Genomic DNA, 16,676 nt, shown 5'->3' with positions numbered 1-16,676 from the left:
CCCGCGGTGGCCCCCGGCGTTCGCCGGGGTGACAAGCTTCAACGCACCGCGGCCATCGCGTCCAGCGCCCACGCCTCGAAGGCGTCCGCCGTCAGCGGCGCGCTGATCAACAGCCCCTGCAACTCATCGCACCCGGCCTCCGCCAGGAACGCTCGCTGCGCTTCGGTTTCCACACCCTCGGCGATCACCTTCAAACCAAGGCCGCGCGACATCTGGATGATGGCGCGCGCGATGGCCCCCGATTCGGTATCGCCTGGCAGGTCGTGCACGAAGGCGCGGTCGATCTTCATCTTGTCGATGGGCAGCTCCTTCAGGTGCGACAGCGACGAGTAGCCGGTGCCGAAGTCGTCCACCGCGATGCGCATGCCCATCGCCTTCAGCTCGGACAGCTTGCGGCGCACCTCGGGCAGGTCGTCCATCAGCATGCGTTCGGTCAGCTCGAGTTCGAGCAGGTCACCGGTCACCCCCTCCTCCTGCAGCACCTGTCCGACCAGTGCCGTGAACCCGCTGGTCTGGAACTGCACGGTGGAAAGGTTCACCGCCACCGGCGCGTGGCGCACGCCGGCTTCGAACCACCTGCGGGCGCACCGCGACGCCTCGCGCAACGCCCACTGGCCGAGCGGCAACATCAGGCGCTGCTGTTCGGCCAGTTCGATGAACGCGTCGGGCAGCAGCAGGCCGCGTTCCGGGTGGTTCCAGCGCATCAGCGCCTCGGCACCCACGAGCGCCCCGGTGGTGGCGTCGATCTGCGGCTGGAAGTGCAGCACGAACTCGCCGCGCGCCAGGCCCTGGGTCATCTGGCTTTCCATCACGAGTGCGTCAAGCGCGGACCGTGCCATCGCCGATGTGAAGAACTGGTGGTTGGCCCGCCCGCGCGACTTGGCGAGGTACATCGCCGTGTCGGCATTCTTGATCAGCGCATCGGCCGTGCCGGCGTCGTGCGGGAACATCGAGATGCCGATGGACGGGGTCACCGAGATGAGGCGGCCGTCGACGTTGACGGGTACCTCGATGGCCGCGAGCAGCTTGTTGGACACCTCCTCGACGTCGACCCGCTGCAGGGTGTCGGGCAGCAACACGATGAATTCGTCGCCACCGAAGCGGGCCACGCGGTCGGTGGTGCGCAGGCAGTCGGTGATGCGGCGGGAGACGGTCTGCAGCAGCGTGTCGCCCACGAGGTGTCCGAGCGAGTCATTGACCCGCTTGAAGTGGTCGAGGTCGATGAACAGCAGCGCGAACTGCGAGTCGGCCCGGCGCGCGGCGGCGATCTGGTGCGACAGGTCCTCCATCAGGCTCACGCGGTTCGGCAGCCCGGTGAGTGCGTCGTGGTGCGCGAGGTAGCGGATGTGCTCCTGCGCCGCGTAGCGCTCGCGGATGTCGCGCACGAGGGTCATGCGAACGCGTTCGCCCTTGTGCCAGATGCTGCGGCCCATCAGCTCCACCGGCAGGCGGCTGCCATCCTTGTGCAGCAGCGCACTTTCATACGGCACTTCCTCGGCGGCGCGGATCATGTCGGCCACCTTCGCACGCTGGTCGGGCGCCACGAGGTCGAGCGTGCGGGCCCCGACCAGTTCGTCGTGGGTGTACCCCACCAACTGGCACGCCGCGGGGTTGACGTCGGTGATGACACCGTCCTGCAGGAACGCGATGCCTTCGGCCGACGCCTGCATGAACTTCGACAGGCGCTGCTGAGTTTCCTGCAGGGCACGTTCGGCCGCACGGTGGCGCGTGATGTCGGAGATCAGCACGAACGCGGTCGTGGGCTCGCCGTCGGGACCCAGGTGCGGGATCAGGTTCACCTCGAGCCACTGCGTGTGGCCGTCCTTCGCCGTCAGTTCGCGCTCGTACGACGCCGTGGTCTTGTCGCGCATCACGATGTCCACGTAGGGCTGGATCTCGCGCGCCGCGGCGTCACCGATGATCTCGCGGAACGTGTGGCCGAGGATGGTGCGTTCGTCCCACCCGAAGGTTTCGGCGTATTGCCGGTTCGCGAAACGGCAGGCGAACGTGCGCGCCTCGAAGTTGGCGATGAGCACCGGCACGTTGTCGGCCAGCAGCTGGAACTGGTCTGCCCGATCGCGCGCCTGCACCTCGCTGCGCACCCGCGCAGAGACCTCGTGGAACACACAGCGGTACTCGGCGGTGGCCGGGTCCCAGCGCGCCTGGCCGTCGAGCCAGGTGCCCCCGGGCGTGGCGGGCGTTTCCTTGACGGCGAGGGTGATGCCGAAATCACGGCGGCGCGGCAACTGCTCGTGCAGCTCTGCGAGCGACGCGGGGGACAGCAGCGCCGACCACACCCAGCCGTCGTGGGTTTCGTGGGCGATGCCGAGCAGGTCCGTGAACGCCCGGTTCGCTTGCCGCAGTGCACCATCGTCCGCCAGGCATGCCAGCAGGCAGGGCCAGGCGTCCGGCCCCGGCAAGTCGCTGTCGAGCAGGGCTCGGTGATCGTTCATCGTCGTGTGGGTGGGTTGGCGCACGAGATCGATCCAGGGCTCCCCAGGCCCGGTCCCTCGGCAACCCATGATACCGGCCGGTTTCAGAGGCTGAGAGTTTTTCGAGCGTGCCCGAGCAGCGCACCAAAAGGCGGCCGATCTAGGCGCGAAGCGCAGCCATAGCTCGGGCTATGGCGAGCATTCGCAACGACGAGCGGCCGTCTTTTGGGGTGATGAGCGGGCATGATCGAAAGACTCTCAGCCTCTCAGCCAGCGGCGTCTAGAATTTCGCGGGCCAGGCACAGATCGTCCCAGGCCCGGCCCTTGTCCTCGGGGTTGCGCAGCAGGTAGGCCGGGTGGTACGTGACGACCAGCGGCACCCCTTCATACGTGTGGACCCGGCCGCGCAACCGCCCGATGGGCTCGGTACTGCGCAACAGGCTCTGCACCGCGAACCGCCCCATCGCGAGGATCACGCGCGGCTTCACCAGCGCGATCTGCCGCACGAGGAACGGCTCGCACTGCGCCAGCTCCTGCGGTTCCGGGTTGCGGTTGGACGGCGGCCGGCACTTCACCGTGTTGGCGATGTAGACCTGCCGCTCCGGCGACTCGGCCTGGCGGGTGAGGCCCACGGCCCGCAGCATGTTGTCGAGCAGCTGGCCCGACTTGCCGACAAAGGGTTCCCCCTGCCGGTCTTCCTGTTCACCGGGGGCTTCGCCCACGATCATCCAGTGCGCGTGTTCGTGGCCCACGCCGAAGACCGTCTGCGTGCGCCCTTCGCAGAGGCCGCAGGCGGTGCAGCCGGACACGGCGTCGCGCAACGCGGGCCAGTCCATGGACTCGATGCCGGCAGGACGGGTGCCCAGCACCACCTCACGCCGCGGCGGGGCCTGCACCGGGGCCGGTGCAGGGGCCACACGGGCCACCATCGGAGCGGGTGCGGGGGACGGGGCCGGCGAGGAGACTGGCGGCGCCGGCGCGGGTGCCACGCGCGCAACAGGCGGCGGCGCAACGGCCGGCGCAGGCGCAGGCTCGGGCCGCATCCAGACACGGATGCCCATTTCCTCCAGCATCATGGTCTGGCGTTCGCTGAAACCCATCACTGTTCCGACTCCACCTTCAGGCTCATCACCGCCGCATCTTCCCGCCCCGGCTGCCCCGGCGGCAGCGGGTAATAACCACGCCGCACCCGGATCGGCTGGAAACCGTAGCGGGAGTACAGCAACTTCGCGCGCACGTTGCTCTCACGCACCTCGAGCCACAGTTCGTGGGCGTGGTGCTCGCGGCACAACACCACCAGGCGGTCCAGCATGAACCGGGCAATGCCCTCGCCCTGCCGTGCCGGCGCCACCGTGATGTTCAGCAGGTGCATCTCTTCCACCCCATCCATCGCGATGAAGTAGCCTAGCAGCACCTGTTGTGCATCGACGAGCAACCAGGCCTCGTACCCCGCGGCGATCGAATCGATGAAGTTGCCGCGTGTCCAAGGGACCGGGTAGGCCACGTTTTCGATGGCGAGCACGGCATCGAGGTGCCGCACCGCCATCGGCATCCATTGTCGTTGATCGTGGAGGAGTGCGTTCACGCGCCCGCTCCGTCGCGGGCCTCGCGGGCGGCTTCACGTTCCGCCGTGGTCTGGGCTACCTTGTCGCGCACGTACACGGGCAAGGCCAGCGCGGCGTCCACGGCCACGCCGGCATGCCATTGCTGCAGCGCCACGCGCAGCAGCGCCTGCACGCGCGACAGCGCTTCGGGCACCCGCTGCGTGCCGGCACCCAGCGCCAGCACCGCCTCGAACGGCACGAGGGCCGACCCCGCGGCCACTGCCGGCGGCGCCGCGCGCCAGCGGGCGGCGAGCACGGGCGGGTCGAGCAGCGCGGGCGCCTCCCGCACGGCCCAGCGGTCGCCCGCCCAGTCGTAGGCCCCGGCATAGACCTGGTCCATGCGGGCGTCCATGGCCACGTGGACGGTGTCACCGCCCCCGAGGGCCGCGCGCGCATCGTCGGCCACGAGCATCAGGCTGTCCACCGGCACCACCGGTTTGCCAGCACCCAGCGCCAACCCCTGCGCTACCGAACATGCGGTGCGCAGGCCGGTGAACGCGCCCGGGCCTGCGCCGAAGGCGATGGCGTCCACACCGGCCAGCGAAACGCCGGCCTCCGCGAGCAAGGCCATCACGTCGGGCACGAGCCGCGCCGATGCCAGCGCCCCACCGGCGGACTCCCGCACGAACACCCCGGCCGGGGTGTGCAAGGCGAGGCTCATCAGGTCGGTGGAGGTGTCGAAGGCAAGCAGCGTCGTCATGCCATCAAGTCTAGGGCCTGTTCGCGTGACGGAAGCCCATGCAGACGGGTGTCGGGCCATGCGATCATCGATCCATGCCAAAGTCGACCCCGATGCGGGCGGTTGCCCTCACCGCCAGCCTGATCATGGCCGCGCTGCCCGCTGTGGCGGGGCCGGCCCCCCTCCCCCCCGAAGTCGAAGCCGCCCTCGCCCGCGGCCAGGTGCCGAAGGACGCACTGGTGGCGCTGGTGCAGGAGGTGGGCCAGCCCGCCTCGCGCCTGGCCTGGCAGCCGCACCAGCCGGTCAACCCCGCCTCGTTGCAGAAGCTGCTGACCACCAGCGCCGCGCTCGACCTGCTGGGCCCGGCCTGGACGTGGAACACGCCCGTCTGGATACAGGGTGAGGTGGCCGACGGCGTGCTGAAGGGATCGCTGGTGATCAAGGGCTCGGGCGATCCCAAGTTCGTGATCGAGCGCCTGTGGCTGTTGCTGCGCCGCGTGCAGCAGCTCGGCGTGCGCGAGATCCAGGGTGACATCGTGCTCGACCGCAGCGCCTTCACGGTGCCGCCGCACAACCCGGCCGCGTTCGACAACGAACCCTACAAGCCGTCGAACGCGGGCCCCGACGCGCTGATGCTGAACTACAAGTCGGTCACCTACACCTTCACCCCGCAGCCGTTGCGCGGCGTGGCCACGGTGGGCACCGACGTGCCGCTCGCCGGCGTGCGCGTGGACACCACCGTGCCGCTGCTCAAGGGCCCGTGTGACGACTGGCGCGGCGACCTCCGCGCCGACTTCACCGACGCGACGCGCGTGCGGTTCACTGGTGGGTATGCGGCCAGCTGCGGCGAACGGCAATGGCCGGCCGCCTACGGTGACCCGAAGAGCTACAACGAACGGGTCATCGCGGGCCTCTGGCGCGACCTGGGCGGCCGCCTCACCGGCCGCGTGCGCGACGGGGTGGCCCCCACGGTGGCCCCCACGTTCGAGGTGGCGTCGCCATCGCTCGCGGACACCATCCGCGACATCAACAAGTTCAGCAACAACGTGATGGCGCAGCAGCTGTTCCTGACGCTTGGCGCCACGCAGCGCGGCACGGGCTCGCCCGAGCAGGCGCGCGACGTGGTGCGCCAGTGGCTCGTGGACCGGTTCGGCGACAACGTGGCCGGCACCGTGGTCGAAAACGGGTCGGGGCTGTCGCGCGATTCGCGTGTCACCGCGCAGCTGCTCGCCCGCGTGCTGCAGGCCATGTGGGCCGGCCCGGCAATGCCCGAGCTGATGAGCTCGCTGCCGGTGAGTGGCATCGACGGCACGATGCGCCGCACGCGCAATGCCAGCACCGGCCGCGCGCACCTGAAGACGGGCTCGCTTCGCGACGTCACCGGCATCGCCGGCTACGTGCTGGCGGCCTCGGGCAAGCGCTACGTGGTGGTGGGGGTGATCAACCACCCCAACGCGGCGGCGGCCCGCCCGGCGCTCGAAGCGCTGGTGCAATGGACCGCAGCCGATTGAGGATGCGACCGCCGGGTCAGAGCGGGTTCGCGCGCAGGCGGCCCACGGCGTCGCTGCCCAGCTGGCTGTGCGTGAGCAGGCCGAACTGGATATTGCCGGCCCACAGGTAGCTCGCGTTCGCGATGGTGGTGCACGTGGGCAGGTCATCCACCTCGAACGGCACGCCAGCGGTGTTGCACGCCGCGTCGGTGTAGTTCGTGAAGCCGCTGTAGGCCGCGTCAATGTTGCGGCGGTATCGCTCGACCTGCTGGTCCACCTCGAGCACCGCACCGTTTCGGCCACCGCCGGTCGAGTCTTCGCTCACGCGGTCGATCAGTCCGTTGTTGAACGATCTGCTCAGCTGGCTCAGCGCGGTGGCATTCTGGACATTGCGCAGGCCGAGCGGGGCCAAGCCCAGGTCGGGCACGGTGGTGAACAACACCTTGGCGCCAGTGGCGGTGACGGCGAGCACCACCGACCCGAATGCGCGCCCGCGTTCGAACGCGGCGGCATTCATGGCTGCCAGCTGGCTCGAATCCGGGTTGGCGGTGCCTGCCGTGATCTCGATCACGTCGTAGGCGCCCACCATCAGCGTGACGAGGTCGCCGGACTGGAGCGGCGTGGCCGCGACGGCCGCGGCCACGTCGGCCACCTTCGATTCCTTCACGGCCCTCATGACCGCGCTGGGGCGCGCCGCCGTGTTCGTGCATTCACCGAACGTGAGGCCGTATTCACCTGCCACGCGCTGGACCCAGATGGGGCTCGTGGCGCACGGCGCCGCGGTGGCCACCGACGTGTTGTTGACGGTGTACTGCGTGCCGTCGGGGCGGATCAGCGAGTTCTCGTCGCCGAACGTCACGATGCGCGAGGCTTGGAACTTCTCTTCCTGCTCGCCACCTCCGCAGGAGGCCAGCAGCACGGCACCGAACAACGCCGCGGCAAGGCGGGTGCGGGCGGAAATTTTCGACAGATCTCGCGCAAACTTCATGAAAACTCCAGAAACATTCAAGGGGCAGGCAGCCGGAAACGTGACCCGGGGATCACGACGCGGCGGCCCGCGATAAACGGTCGCGCACGCCGTCCCATTCGGGGCCCGGCGGGGGCGCTTCGACCCAGATCAGATGCACGCCCTGGGCGTCGAGTTCGCGCAGAACGGTAAATAGTTCGTGGGCGGCCCGGTCGGGCTGGTCGGGCATGGCCCGGTACAACGCCGGACCTGCCGATTTGCGCGGCACGGTGCGGCAATATACCGCCAGCTTCAATGCCGCGCCGTCGAGCATCTCGAGCGCGGTCTTCAGCATGGCGCCTTCCATCAGGCGCAGCTTGGCGCGTGGCGCGTAGTGGGCCTCCAGCGTGCCGGACGCGCGCGGCGCCGCCTGGTCGCGGTCGTGCAGGGTTTCGCCAGCCGCCGCTTCGAGCTGGGCGCGGGTCAGCACGCCGGGGCGCAGCAGCACGGGCCGGCCCCGCGAACAGTCCACGATGCTCGACTCGATGCCCACGTCACACGGGCCCCCATCCAGCACCAGCAGACCGGCCTCGAATTCCTCGACCACGTGTTCGGCCCGCGTGGGGCTGATGCGCCCGAAACGGTTCGCGCTGGGCGCCGCCACACCGGCCACACCCCGCTCGCGCGCGGCCACCAGCAACGCATGGGCTACCGGGTGGCCCGGGCACCGCAAGCCGATGGTGTCCTGCCCGCCGGCCGCAGCGGCAGCCATGCCGGGTGCGCGTGGCACGATCACCGTGAGCGGACCGGGCCAGAAGGCCTGCACGAGGCGCTGCGCCACGTCGGGCCAGCGGGATGCAAAGGCCCGGGCGTCTGCCGCCTCGGCCACGTGCACGATCAGTGGGTGGTCTGCCGGGCGGCCCTTGGCCGCGAACACCTTGGCCACGGCCGCGTCGTCGTCGGCCCGGGCGCCGAGGCCATACACGGTTTCGGTGGGCACGCCCACCAGGCCGCCATCGGCCAGCGCCTGGGCGGCGCGCGCAATGGCGCCCGGATCTCGGCCGTCGAGCAACACGTCAACGCTCCCAGTCACCAGGGCGCGAGGCCCAGGATGGCCGCCGCGCGCAGCGCTGTGTCGCGGGCGGCTGCGGGTGTGGCCGCGGTCACGTTCAGGTGGCCCATCTTGCGGCCCGGCCGCGCGCTGGCCTTGCCGTACAGGTGCAGGTGCACGCCCGGCAGCGCCAGCACGCCGGCCCACGGCGGTTCGACCGCGTGGGCCGCACCGGCCGGGAACCACAGGTCGCCCAGCAGGTTCAGCATCACCGCGCTCGAGTGCAGGCGCGGCGCCACGAGCGGCGTGCCCGTGAGCGTGTGCACCTGCAGGTCGAACTGGGAGCGGTCGCAGGCGTCCACCGTGTAGTGGCCGGAGTTGTGCGGGCGCGGGGCCATCTCGTTCGCCACGAGGCTCCCGTCGGCCAGCACGAAAAATTCCACGCACAACACCCCCACGTACCCGAGCGTGGCGGCGATCTTCTCGGCTGCGGCGATGGCCTGCTGCTGCACGTCGGGCGTCACGTCGGGTGCGGGCACCTGCGTGACGGCGAGGATGCCGTCACGGTGCAGGTTCTGCTGCAGCGGGAAGTGCACCACGTCGCCGGCAGCACCGCGGGCGACGATCACGCTCACCTCGTACGCGAGCGGCAGGCGCTTCTCCAGAACGCACGGCACCTGCTTCAGCGCCGCCCAGGCGGCGGCCAGTTCCTCGCGGGTGCCGACCCGGGCCTGGCCCTTGCCGTCGTAACCGAGCCGCGCGGTCTTGAGGATGCCCGGCAGCAGGTCGGCGTGGACCGCGGCCAGCTGGGCCGCCGTCTCGATCACCGCGTGCGGGGCACACGGCACACCGCACTTGACGATGTGGGCCTTCTCGACGGCGCGGTCCTGGCACGTGGCCACGGCATCCCCCGATGGGGCCACCGGCCGCGTGGCGGCGAGCGAGCGCAGCGCCTCGGCCGGCACGTTCTCGAATTCAGTGGTGACGGCGGCGGACACGCGGGCGAGTTCGGCGAGGCCGGCCTCGTCGCGGTAGCCCGTCTTCACATGGTGGTGCGACACGGTGCCGGCGGGGCTGTCGGCATCGGGGTCGAGCACGGCCGTGAAGTAGCCGGCGCGTTGCGCGGCGTGGACGAACATGCGGCCGAGTTGGCCGCCGCCGAGCACGCCGAGCGTGGCACCGGGGGCGATGTAGGGAGTCTTGGACACGAACGGAGGCTTACTTCAGGTCAGCGGTCATGGCGCGGGCCACTTCGGTCTGGCGGGCGCGGTACGCCTCCAGCCGGGCGCGCAACGCCGGATCTCCGGTGGCGAGCATGGCCACCGCGAACAGCGCCGCATTGGCGGCACCGGCCGTGCCGATGGCAAACGTGGCCACCGGGATGCCCTTGGGCATCTGCACGATGGAATGCAGCGAGTCGACACCCTGCAGGTGGCGGCTGGCCACGGGCACGCCGAGCACCGGCACGGTGGTCTTGGCCGCGATCATGCCCGGCAGGTGCGCTGCACCGCCGGCACCGGCGATGATGGCGCGCAGGCCGCGGCCGGCCGCGCTTTCGGCGTACGCGAACATGTCGTCCGGCATCCGGTGGGCCGAGACCACGCGGGCCTCGAAGGGAATGCCGAACTCGGCGAGAATCTCGGTGGACAGGCGGAGGGTTTCCCAGTCGCTGCTGGACCCCATCACCACTCCTACCACGGGGGCGCTGCTCAAGGCTCGCTCCAAGTGCTGAACAGAACCGGATTGTAGGCGGCGCCGCGCCCGCCTTCCTCACTGCCCCACGGCCGAGACACCATGGACATCACCATTCAAAATTTCGAGACCGACCTGATCAACGCCTCCCTCGAGCAGCCGGTGCTGCTGGACATCTGGGCCCCGTGGTGCGGCCCGTGCAAGCAACTGACCCCCGTGCTGGAAGCACTGGAGGTGGCCTACGCCGGCCGGTTCAAGCTCGCCAAGCTCAACGCCGACGAACAACCCGAGATCTCGGGCCAGCTGTCGCAGATGTTCGGCGTGCGCAGCATCCCGTTCTGCGTGCTGTTCAAGGACGGCCAGCCGGTCGACGGGTTTGTCGGCGCCCTGCCCGAGGCCAAGCTGCGCGAATTCCTCGACAAGCACGTGCCCAGCCCCGAAGAGGCCGAGGCCGGCGAGGAAGCCGCGCTGGCCGGTGAACTGCTGGCCGAGGGCAACCCGGAAAGTGCGCTGGAGCGGCTGCAGGAAGCCGTCGCCATCGACCCCGCCAACGACGTGATCCGCTACGACTACCTGCGGGCGCTGCTGATGATCGGCCGCGCCGCGGAAGCCCGCCGCGCGTTCGAACCGGTTGCCAGCAAGGTGCTGCTCGACGCCCGCCTGGCCGCCGCCGGCCACTGGATCGCCGCGCAGGAACAGGCCGCCACGGCCCGTTCGCCGGAGGCCCTGGCGGCCGCCATCGCGGCCAACAAGCGCGATTTCGACGCCCGCTTCGAACTGGCCCAGACGCACTTTGCCGCGCAGCGATTCACCGAGGCCATGGACGAACTGCTCGAGATCCTGATGCGCGACAAGGCGTGGAAGGAAGAACTGGCCCGCAAGACCTACGTGGCCATCCTCGAACTGATGGCCAAGCCGGCGGCAGCCGCGAAGGCCGAGGCCGCGCCGAAGGGCGCCCTCGAAGTGTCCGGCAAGGTCAACACCGCCCCGGCCGACCCGGTGGTGGACCAGTACCGGCGCCGGTTGAGCATGACGTTGTTCTGAGCGCGGGGCATCCCGGCGAACGCCGGGACCCACTTGGCCAGAGTGAGGGGCGATGGTGAGGGCGGCGGCAGCTTCGGCATGCCGTGGCCCCGGCTTTCGCCGGGGCGGGGCCACAGCGTGTCAGGCCGCCAGCTTCTCCAGCAACCTGTTCAACCCCTCCACCACCGCCACCTGGTCGCGCTCATGGGCCCGCCAGTCGTGGCCGGCGCGCAGCGCGTGGCGTTCGGCGGTGCCGGCCTCACCCAGCTCGGCAAACACCCGGGCCAGCCGGCTGTGCGCCGCGGCACGGTCGTCAAGGTCGGTTTCGTGTTCGGTGGCCTGGGCCGCGGCGCGGGCGTCCTGCATGGCGCGGCGTTCGTCACCCACCTGCAGGCGGCACCATGCCATGTCGGCGCGCAGGCTGCCCTGCATGCGGGCCAGACCTTGCACCATGGCCTGGGCCATGTGCTGGTCGTAGAGCACCAACGCGTCGGCGCACTTGCCCTGCAGCGACAGGATCTGTGCACGCAGGATGGGCAGCAGCGCGTCGAGCGAGGCCGTGCCCACCAGCACATCGAAGTTGCCGGTGGATTCGGCGCTCATCAGCATCTGCGGCGTGACACCGCCGGTGCCGGACGCCGTCAGCGTCTGCTGGCGCGCATGGCTCGCGTGCAGCCACGCCATGTTGTGCATCAGCGCGCTGAGCGTGGCTTCGTCACCGTCGGTGGCGGCATGCTGGCGCGACTTGGTGTACCAGGGCTGGGCCAGGTCGTAGCGGCCGCCAAAGTGGTAGGCCTGCGCCACCACGAGGCACGCACGCGTTCGCACGCCATGGTCGGCGGCCTCGGACAGGGTCAGCGCCTCGCCCACGTGGCGCACCATCGCGTCGAAGTCGTACTGCGTGTAGTCCATGTGCGCGAGCCACGCGGCCGACAGCGCATGCAGCTTCATGTCGCGCGCGGCCCCGCTCAGCGCGTAGGCCCGGCGCATGCGGTCGTGGGCCGCGGGGGCGAGGTCGCTGAAGTGGCTGAGCAGGCCTTCGCCGAGGCTCAGCCAGGCGCTCATCACCGCGTGCGGATTGGCCGCGTACTGCATGTGCAGCGACGACAGCACCTGGCGCGCTTCGTCGAGGTGCCCCTGGCGCGCCAGGAACCCGGCCCGCTCCGCCCGCAGGCAATCCGCCTTCAGCGGATGTTTTGCCGCCGCGATGTCCGCATCGAGCCGGCTGAGCAGGCGCGAAGCCATCATCCGGTCACGCCGTGAGGCGCTGCAGCGCTTCGCGGTACTTGTCCGCGGTGTTCGCCACGACGTCGTCGGGCAGCGATGGCGCCGGTGCCTGCTTGTTCCAGGGCTGGCCGTTGACGCGGGCCTGTTCGAGCCAGTCGCGCACGAACTGCTTGTCGTAGCTGGGCGGGTTGCGTCCGGCCGCGAACGCGGCGTCGTAACCTTCGACCGGCCAGAAGCGCGACGAGTCGGGGGTGAGCACCTCGTCCATCAGCGTCAGCGTGCCATCGGCGTCGAGGCCGAACTCGAACTTCGTGTCGGCAATGATGATGCCCTTGGCCAGCGCGATCTCGGCAGCGGCGGTGTAAAGGCGGATGGACACGTCGCGCACGCGGGTGGCCAGGTCGGCGCCGATGATCTCCACCATGCGGTCGAACGAAATGTTCTCGTCGTGGTCACCCATCTCGGCCTTGGTGGCCGGCGTGAAGATGGGCTGCGGCAGGCGGCTCGCGTTTTTCAGGCCGGCCGGCAGCGGCACACCGCACACCGACTGGCTCACCTGGTACTCGGACCAGCCGCTGCCGGCCAGGTACCCGCGCACCACGGCCTCGACGGGCAGCGGCTTGAGGCGCTTGACCAGCATGGCGCGGCCCTTCACCTGCTCGCGTTCGCCAGGCGACACGACGGACTCGGGGTCGTCGCCGGTCAGGTGGTTGGGCACGATGCCGGTGAGGCGGTCGAACCAGAAGAGCGCCATCTGCGTCAGCAACGCGCCCTTGCCGGGGATGGGTTCACCCATCACGACGTCGAAGGCGCTCAACCGATCGGTGGCGATCATGAGCAGGCGATCGTCGCCGACCGCGTAGTTGTCCCGGACCTTTCCCTTGGCGAGCAACGGCAGGGAGCGGATCGTCGATTGGAGCAGTGCGGCAGTCATGACCCGGTACATCTGAAGAAACAAACAAGAAGGCCCGCATTCTAAGGCGCGGGCCTTCGCTTTCCCGGCGGTTCACCGTCACCAGGACGGTGACGCAGGTCAGTTGACGGTCTGCGCCAATTCGCCGGAGGTGTACTTCGCGGCCACCTGCACGAGCGTGAGCGGCTTGATCTTGCCCGCCTGGCCTTCGCAGTTGAACTCGACGTAACGCTGCTTGCAGATCACCTTCGCGGCTTCACGGGCGGGCTTGAGCCACTCGCGCGCGTCGAACTTCTCGGGGTTCTCGTGCAGGAACTTGCGCACGGCGGCCGTCATCGCGAGGCGGATGTCGGTGTCGATGTTGATCTTGCGAACGCCGAACTTGATGGCCTCCTGGATCTCGCTCACCGGCACGCCGTACGTTTCCTTCATGTTGCCGCCGTACTGGCGGATGGCCGCCAGCAGGTCCTGCGGCACGCTGGAGGAGCCGTGCATGACGAGGTGGGTGTTCGGGATGCGGGCGTGGATTTCCTTGATGCGGCTGATGGCCAGGATGTCCCCGGTGGGCTTGCGGGTGAACTTGTAGGCGCCGTGGCTGGTGCCGATGGCGATGGCCAGCGCGTCGAGCTGGGTGCGCTTGACGAAGTCGGCGGCCTGCTCCGGATCGGTCAGCAGCTGCTCCATGGTCATGGTGGCTTCGGTGCCGTGGCCGTCTTCCTTGTCGCCCTTCATGGTCTCGAGCGAACCCAGGCAGCCGAGTTCGCCTTCGACGGTGACGCCGAGCTTGTGGGCCATGTCGACGACCTTGCGGGTCACGTCGACGTTGTAGTCGTAGCTGGCGATGGTCTTGCCGTCGGCTTCCAGCGAGCCGTCCATCATGACCGAACTGAAGCCCAGGTCGATGGCGCCCTGGCACACCGCGGGGTTCTGGCCGTGGTCCTGGTGCATCACGAGCGGGATGTGCGGGTACGCCTCGGTGGCGGCGAGGATCAGGTGCTTGATGAAGGGTTCACCGGCGTATTTGCGGGCGCCGGCGCTCGCTTGCAGGATCACCGGGGCACCGACTTCGTCGGCGGCCGACATCACCGCTTGCACCTGCTCGAGGTTGTTGACGTTGAAGGCGGGGATCCCGTAACCGTTTTCGGCGGCGTGGTCCAGCAACTGGCGCATTGAAACGAGAGGCATGATGGCAGTCCAGAGAGTGAAAAACCTTGTGCGGTGCGCTCGGGGCGCACGACGAGCCGCTGGTTCCGCCTGGGCGGTAACCGCGCCGTGATGCGGTTGATTTTAGCGGCCTCGTTCGGTGGAAACCCGCAGCCTGCCCACGCTCGATCGAGGGGGACCCGCTGGATCGATGAAGCCCGCCGTCTGAAAACAACACCGGCAAACCGGTTCTTTTCCGGCTCAAGGCCCCTACCCGACCGGCCGACACTGGCCTCCTGTCCGTCAGGAATGCCCACTTCATGGCCCGCATCGACCTCCATTCCCTGTGCCTCTGGATCACCGCCGCGGCCGCGAACCACCCCACCGACCTCGTCCAGCACGTGGTTGAACGCACCGGACTCACCCGGGCCAGCGCCAACAAGGCCCTCGCGCGGCTCGTGGCCCTGACATGGCTGCAACGCGACGGCACGCCCCGCAAGCCGGTGTACCGGCCCGGCCTGCTGCGCCAGGTGGTGCAGCAGTACACCCTCGCCGGGCTCCAGGAAGACGTGCCGTGGTCGCGTGACTTCGCCCCGAATTTCACGCTGCCGCCCCACGTGCTGCAGATGACCCAGCACGCCTTCGTCGAGCTGCTGAACAACGCCATCGACCACAGCGAGGGCACCAGCGTGACCGTCTCGCTGCGCCAGACGCCCAGCCATGTGCAGTTGCTCGTGTCCGATGACGGCCGGGGCCTCTTCGACAAGATCGAAGCCGCCTTCGACATCGCCGACCCGCACCTCGCGATGCTGGAGTTGAGCAAGGGCAAGCTGACCAGCGAGGCCCGGCGCCACACCGGCCGCGGCCTGTTCTTCACGTCCAGGCTGGCCGACGTGTTCGACCTGCACGCCAACGAACTCGCCTTCCAGCAACGGGGCTGGGATGCTACCGGCTGGCGCCCGGGCCGCGCGCTCAAGCGCCGAGGCACCTCCATCTATGCCGCCATCTCGCTCGACACCTCGCGCACGCTCGAATCGGTGCTCAACGTCTGGAGCCTGGACGGCCTCGGGGTCGGTTTCGACCGCACCGTGGTGCCGGTGCGCCTGATGACGTCCGACTCGGTGGGGCTGGAGTCGCGCGCGCAGGCGCGCCGCGTGGCTGCCCGCCTCGGGGAATTCCAGCTCGCCGAGATCGACTTCGACGGGGTGGCCCGCATCGGCCATGGCTTCGCCGACGAGCTGTTCCGGGTGCAACCCGGGGTTCAACCAGGCCTGAACCTGTCACCAGTGAACATGTCGCCGGCCGTCGAGGCCATGGTGCGCAGTGTCCGGAATTGAATACCGCACCCGACAGCAAGCACGCACTCTCCAGACGAATACCGCACCGCAGCAAAGGGGTGTGACCGCGCCGTGCCCGACCCTGTCCCTATAGTGGTGGCCAGGCGGCCCATTCGGGCCGCTGTCGTTCCACCCATGCAGAACAGGAGTCGGCCATGCCACGCCGCCGCGGATCGCCCTCGATCGCCTTTGCCCTCGGGCTTGTTGCCCTGGCCTTCAGCGCCACACCCGCCCGGGCCCAGGTCACACCGATCGTGGTCGTTCCCGAAACCAAGCCGGCCCCGCCGCCGGCCGACACACCGGCGTTTTCGTCCGATGCCACCTGGCGCTTCGCCGCCAGCGTGGGCGGCACCAAGACCAGCGGCAACAGCAAGTCGAGCACGGTCAACCTGAGCGGTGAAGCGGTGCGCACCACCGACAACAGCAAGCTGAACCTCGCGATCCGTGGCCTCTACGCCGAGGCCAACGACAACCGCACGGGTGCCAACATCGCGTTCAGCAGCCAGTACGACCGCGACTTCTCCCGCGACTGGTTCGGATTCGGAAAGCTCGACCTGATGCGAGACCACCCGGCCAACATCGACATGCGGCAGTCCGCCTATGGCGGCGTGGGTTACCACCTGGTGCGCACCCCGGACCACAGCTGGGACCTCTCGGGTGGTGTGGGTTACACCGAAGACCAGTACGTGCGCCCCGCCAACGTGGCCGGTGCGCTGCGCGAGGAATACGGCCGCGTCGAAGGGGTGATCAGCGAGTCGTCCACCCACAAGGTGACCGAAACCACGTCGCTTCGCCAGAAGGTGGGCTACTTCCCCAACCTCAAGGAGAGCGGCGCCTTCCGCATGGTGTTCGATGCCGGCCTGTCGGTGGCGATCAACGCGTCGCTGAGCCTCACGGCCGGCTGGACGTACCGGTACGACAGCGATCCGGGCGTCGGCATCAAAAAAGGCGATGCCGTCTACGTCACCGGCATTGGCATCAAGTGGGACTGACTGGCTGAACGCCGGGGCTCAGCGCCTGCCTGCAGTGGGTCCCGGCGTKCGCCCACTACTGTCCGGAATAATTTCCCCCTCAGTTGAACAGGGGCGGTTGGGCGGCGGCGAAGGCTTGCGCGGCTTGCCTTCGTCGTCGATACAACT

The 16,676-nt window shown here is 69.3% G+C and carries 15 protein-coding genes; 4 read left to right on the top strand and 11 right to left on the bottom strand.

All coding sequences use genetic code 11. From position 1 onward, the window contains the following. Positions 1–38: 38 nt before the first annotated feature. The 4 genes from ASC87_RS20960 to tsaB form a co-directional block, all read right to left on the bottom strand. Positions 39–2,477 carry a bifunctional diguanylate cyclase/phosphodiesterase gene (locus ASC87_RS20960; RefSeq protein WP_056666843.1) on the bottom strand — a complete coding sequence of 813 codons (2,439 nt, stop codon included), beginning with the start codon at positions 2,475–2,477 and terminating at the stop codon, positions 39–41. Between the two features lie 221 nt (positions 2,478–2,698). Beyond that, complete coding sequence (locus ASC87_RS20955) at positions 2,699–3,532, bottom strand: uracil-DNA glycosylase family protein (RefSeq protein WP_056666839.1); 834 nt, start codon at positions 3,530–3,532, stop codon at positions 2,699–2,701. Further along, on the bottom strand, positions 3,532–4,017 hold the full coding sequence (gene rimI, locus ASC87_RS20950) for a ribosomal protein S18-alanine N-acetyltransferase (protein WP_056666835.1): 486 nt from the start codon (positions 4,015–4,017) through the stop codon (positions 3,532–3,534). The genes ASC87_RS20955 and rimI overlap by 1 nt, the downstream gene beginning before the upstream one ends. Beyond that, a complete protein-coding gene (tsaB, locus tag ASC87_RS20945) occupies positions 4,014–4,736 on the bottom strand; it encodes a tRNA (adenosine(37)-N6)-threonylcarbamoyltransferase complex dimerization subunit type 1 TsaB (RefSeq protein WP_056666831.1) in 723 nt (240 codons plus the stop codon). Before tsaB ends, rimI begins: the two co-directional genes overlap by 4 nt. A 74-nt stretch (positions 4,737–4,810) precedes the next feature. On the opposite strand from tsaB, the gene dacB reads away from it, so the two are divergent. Continuing rightward, positions 4,811–6,226 carry a D-alanyl-D-alanine carboxypeptidase/D-alanyl-D-alanine-endopeptidase gene (dacB, locus tag ASC87_RS20940; RefSeq protein WP_056666828.1) on the top strand — a complete coding sequence of 472 codons (1,416 nt, stop codon included), beginning with the start codon at positions 4,811–4,813 and terminating at the stop codon, positions 6,224–6,226. A 16-nt stretch (positions 6,227–6,242) separates the two neighbouring features. Here dacB and ASC87_RS20935 read toward each other — a convergent pair whose 3' ends face one another. The 4 genes from ASC87_RS20935 to purE form a co-directional block, all read right to left on the bottom strand. Beyond that, complete coding sequence (locus ASC87_RS20935) at positions 6,243–7,193, bottom strand: hypothetical protein (protein WP_056666825.1); 951 nt, start codon at positions 7,191–7,193, stop codon at positions 6,243–6,245. Between the two features lie 52 nt (positions 7,194–7,245). Next, on the bottom strand, positions 7,246–8,226 hold the full coding sequence (locus ASC87_RS20930; RefSeq protein ID WP_056666822.1) for an L-threonylcarbamoyladenylate synthase: 981 nt from the start codon (positions 8,224–8,226) through the stop codon (positions 7,246–7,248). Between the two features lie 14 nt (positions 8,227–8,240). Continuing rightward, on the bottom strand, positions 8,241–9,341 hold the full coding sequence (locus ASC87_RS20925) for a 5-(carboxyamino)imidazole ribonucleotide synthase (RefSeq protein WP_235582242.1): 1,101 nt from the start codon (positions 9,339–9,341) through the stop codon (positions 8,241–8,243). Positions 9,342–9,420: 79 nt separating this feature from the next. Further along, the gene (purE, locus tag ASC87_RS20920) at positions 9,421–9,885 is read right to left on the bottom strand and encodes a 5-(carboxyamino)imidazole ribonucleotide mutase (protein WP_056666814.1); all 465 of its coding nucleotides are present in this window, start codon (positions 9,883–9,885) and stop codon (positions 9,421–9,423) included. A gap of 111 nt (positions 9,886–9,996) precedes the next feature. On the opposite strand from purE, the gene ASC87_RS20915 reads away from it, so the two are divergent. Then, positions 9,997–10,938: a tetratricopeptide repeat protein gene (locus ASC87_RS20915; protein ID WP_056666809.1), complete on the top strand. Its 942-nt coding sequence runs from the start codon at positions 9,997–9,999 to the stop codon at positions 10,936–10,938. A gap of 120 nt (positions 10,939–11,058) precedes the next feature. Here the strand turns inward: ASC87_RS20915 and ASC87_RS20910 are convergent, their stop codons facing one another. From ASC87_RS20910 to fba, 3 genes are all read right to left on the bottom strand, one after another. Continuing rightward, on the bottom strand, positions 11,059–12,165 hold the full coding sequence (locus ASC87_RS20910; RefSeq protein WP_056666806.1) for a hypothetical protein: 1,107 nt from the start codon (positions 12,163–12,165) through the stop codon (positions 11,059–11,061). 4 nt (positions 12,166–12,169) lie between these two features. Further along, positions 12,170–13,078 carry a phosphoribosylaminoimidazolesuccinocarboxamide synthase gene (locus ASC87_RS20905; protein ID WP_157604174.1) on the bottom strand — a complete coding sequence of 303 codons (909 nt, stop codon included), beginning with the start codon at positions 13,076–13,078 and terminating at the stop codon, positions 12,170–12,172. Positions 13,079–13,177: 99 nt separating this feature from the next. Then, on the bottom strand, positions 13,178–14,242 hold the full coding sequence (gene fba / locus ASC87_RS20900; RefSeq protein ID WP_056666800.1) for a class II fructose-bisphosphate aldolase: 1,065 nt from the start codon (positions 14,240–14,242) through the stop codon (positions 13,178–13,180). A gap of 278 nt (positions 14,243–14,520) precedes the next feature. On the opposite strand from fba, the gene ASC87_RS20895 reads away from it, so the two are divergent. Both ASC87_RS20895 and ASC87_RS20890 read left to right on the top strand, forming a co-directional pair. After that, positions 14,521–15,537 carry an ATP-binding protein gene (locus ASC87_RS20895; protein ID WP_056666797.1) on the top strand — a complete coding sequence of 339 codons (1,017 nt, stop codon included), beginning with the start codon at positions 14,521–14,523 and terminating at the stop codon, positions 15,535–15,537. A 155-nt stretch (positions 15,538–15,692) separates the two neighbouring features. Beyond that, positions 15,693–16,529, top strand: a complete 837-nt coding sequence (locus ASC87_RS20890; RefSeq protein WP_056666794.1) for a YdiY family protein — start codon at positions 15,693–15,695, stop codon at positions 16,527–16,529. The last annotated feature ends 147 nt before the right edge of the window (positions 16,530–16,676 follow it).

It is taken from the genome of Rhizobacter sp. Root1221, from assembly GCF_001425785.1.
GTDB lineage: Bacteria > Pseudomonadota > Gammaproteobacteria > Burkholderiales > Burkholderiaceae_C > Rhizobacter.
The sequence above is the reverse complement of the archived record's forward strand: the minus strand, read 5'-3'. Positions and strand labels throughout refer to the sequence as shown.

What these genes read in the sequence shown, in the direction of transcription:
- ASC87_RS20955 (WP_056666839.1), bottom strand. Translation starts at nt 3,532, where the DNA reads ATGGGTTTCAGCGAACGCCAGACCATGATGCTGGAGGAAATGGGCATC.
- tsaB (WP_056666831.1), bottom strand. Translation starts at nt 4,736, where the DNA reads ATGACGACGCTGCTTGCCTTCGACACCTCCACCGACCTGATGAGCCTC.
- dacB (WP_056666828.1), top strand. Translation starts at nt 4,811, where the DNA reads ATGCCAAAGTCGACCCCGATGCGGGCGGTTGCCCTCACCGCCAGCCTG.
- ASC87_RS20935 (WP_056666825.1), bottom strand. Translation starts at nt 7,193, where the DNA reads ATGAAGTTTGCGCGAGATCTGTCGAAAATTTCCGCCCGCACCCGCCTT.
- ASC87_RS20925 (WP_235582242.1), bottom strand. Translation starts at nt 9,341, where the DNA reads ATGTTCGTCCACGCCGCGCAACGCGCCGGCTACTTCACGGCCGTGCTC.
- purE (WP_056666814.1), bottom strand. Translation starts at nt 9,885, where the DNA reads ATGGGGTCCAGCAGCGACTGGGAAACCCTCCGCCTGTCCACCGAGATT.
- ASC87_RS20915 (WP_056666809.1), top strand. Translation starts at nt 9,997, where the DNA reads ATGGACATCACCATTCAAAATTTCGAGACCGACCTGATCAACGCCTCC.
- ASC87_RS20910 (WP_056666806.1), bottom strand. Translation starts at nt 12,165, where the DNA reads ATGATGGCTTCGCGCCTGCTCAGCCGGCTCGATGCGGACATCGCGGCG.
- ASC87_RS20905 (WP_157604174.1), bottom strand. Translation starts at nt 13,078, where the DNA reads ATGACTGCCGCACTGCTCCAATCGACGATCCGCTCCCTGCCGTTGCTC.
- fba (WP_056666800.1), bottom strand. Translation starts at nt 14,242, where the DNA reads ATGCCTCTCGTTTCAATGCGCCAGTTGCTGGACCACGCCGCCGAAAAC.
- ASC87_RS20895 (WP_056666797.1), top strand. Translation starts at nt 14,521, where the DNA reads ATGGCCCGCATCGACCTCCATTCCCTGTGCCTCTGGATCACCGCCGCG.
- ASC87_RS20890 (WP_056666794.1), top strand. Translation starts at nt 15,693, where the DNA reads ATGCCACGCCGCCGCGGATCGCCCTCGATCGCCTTTGCCCTCGGGCTT.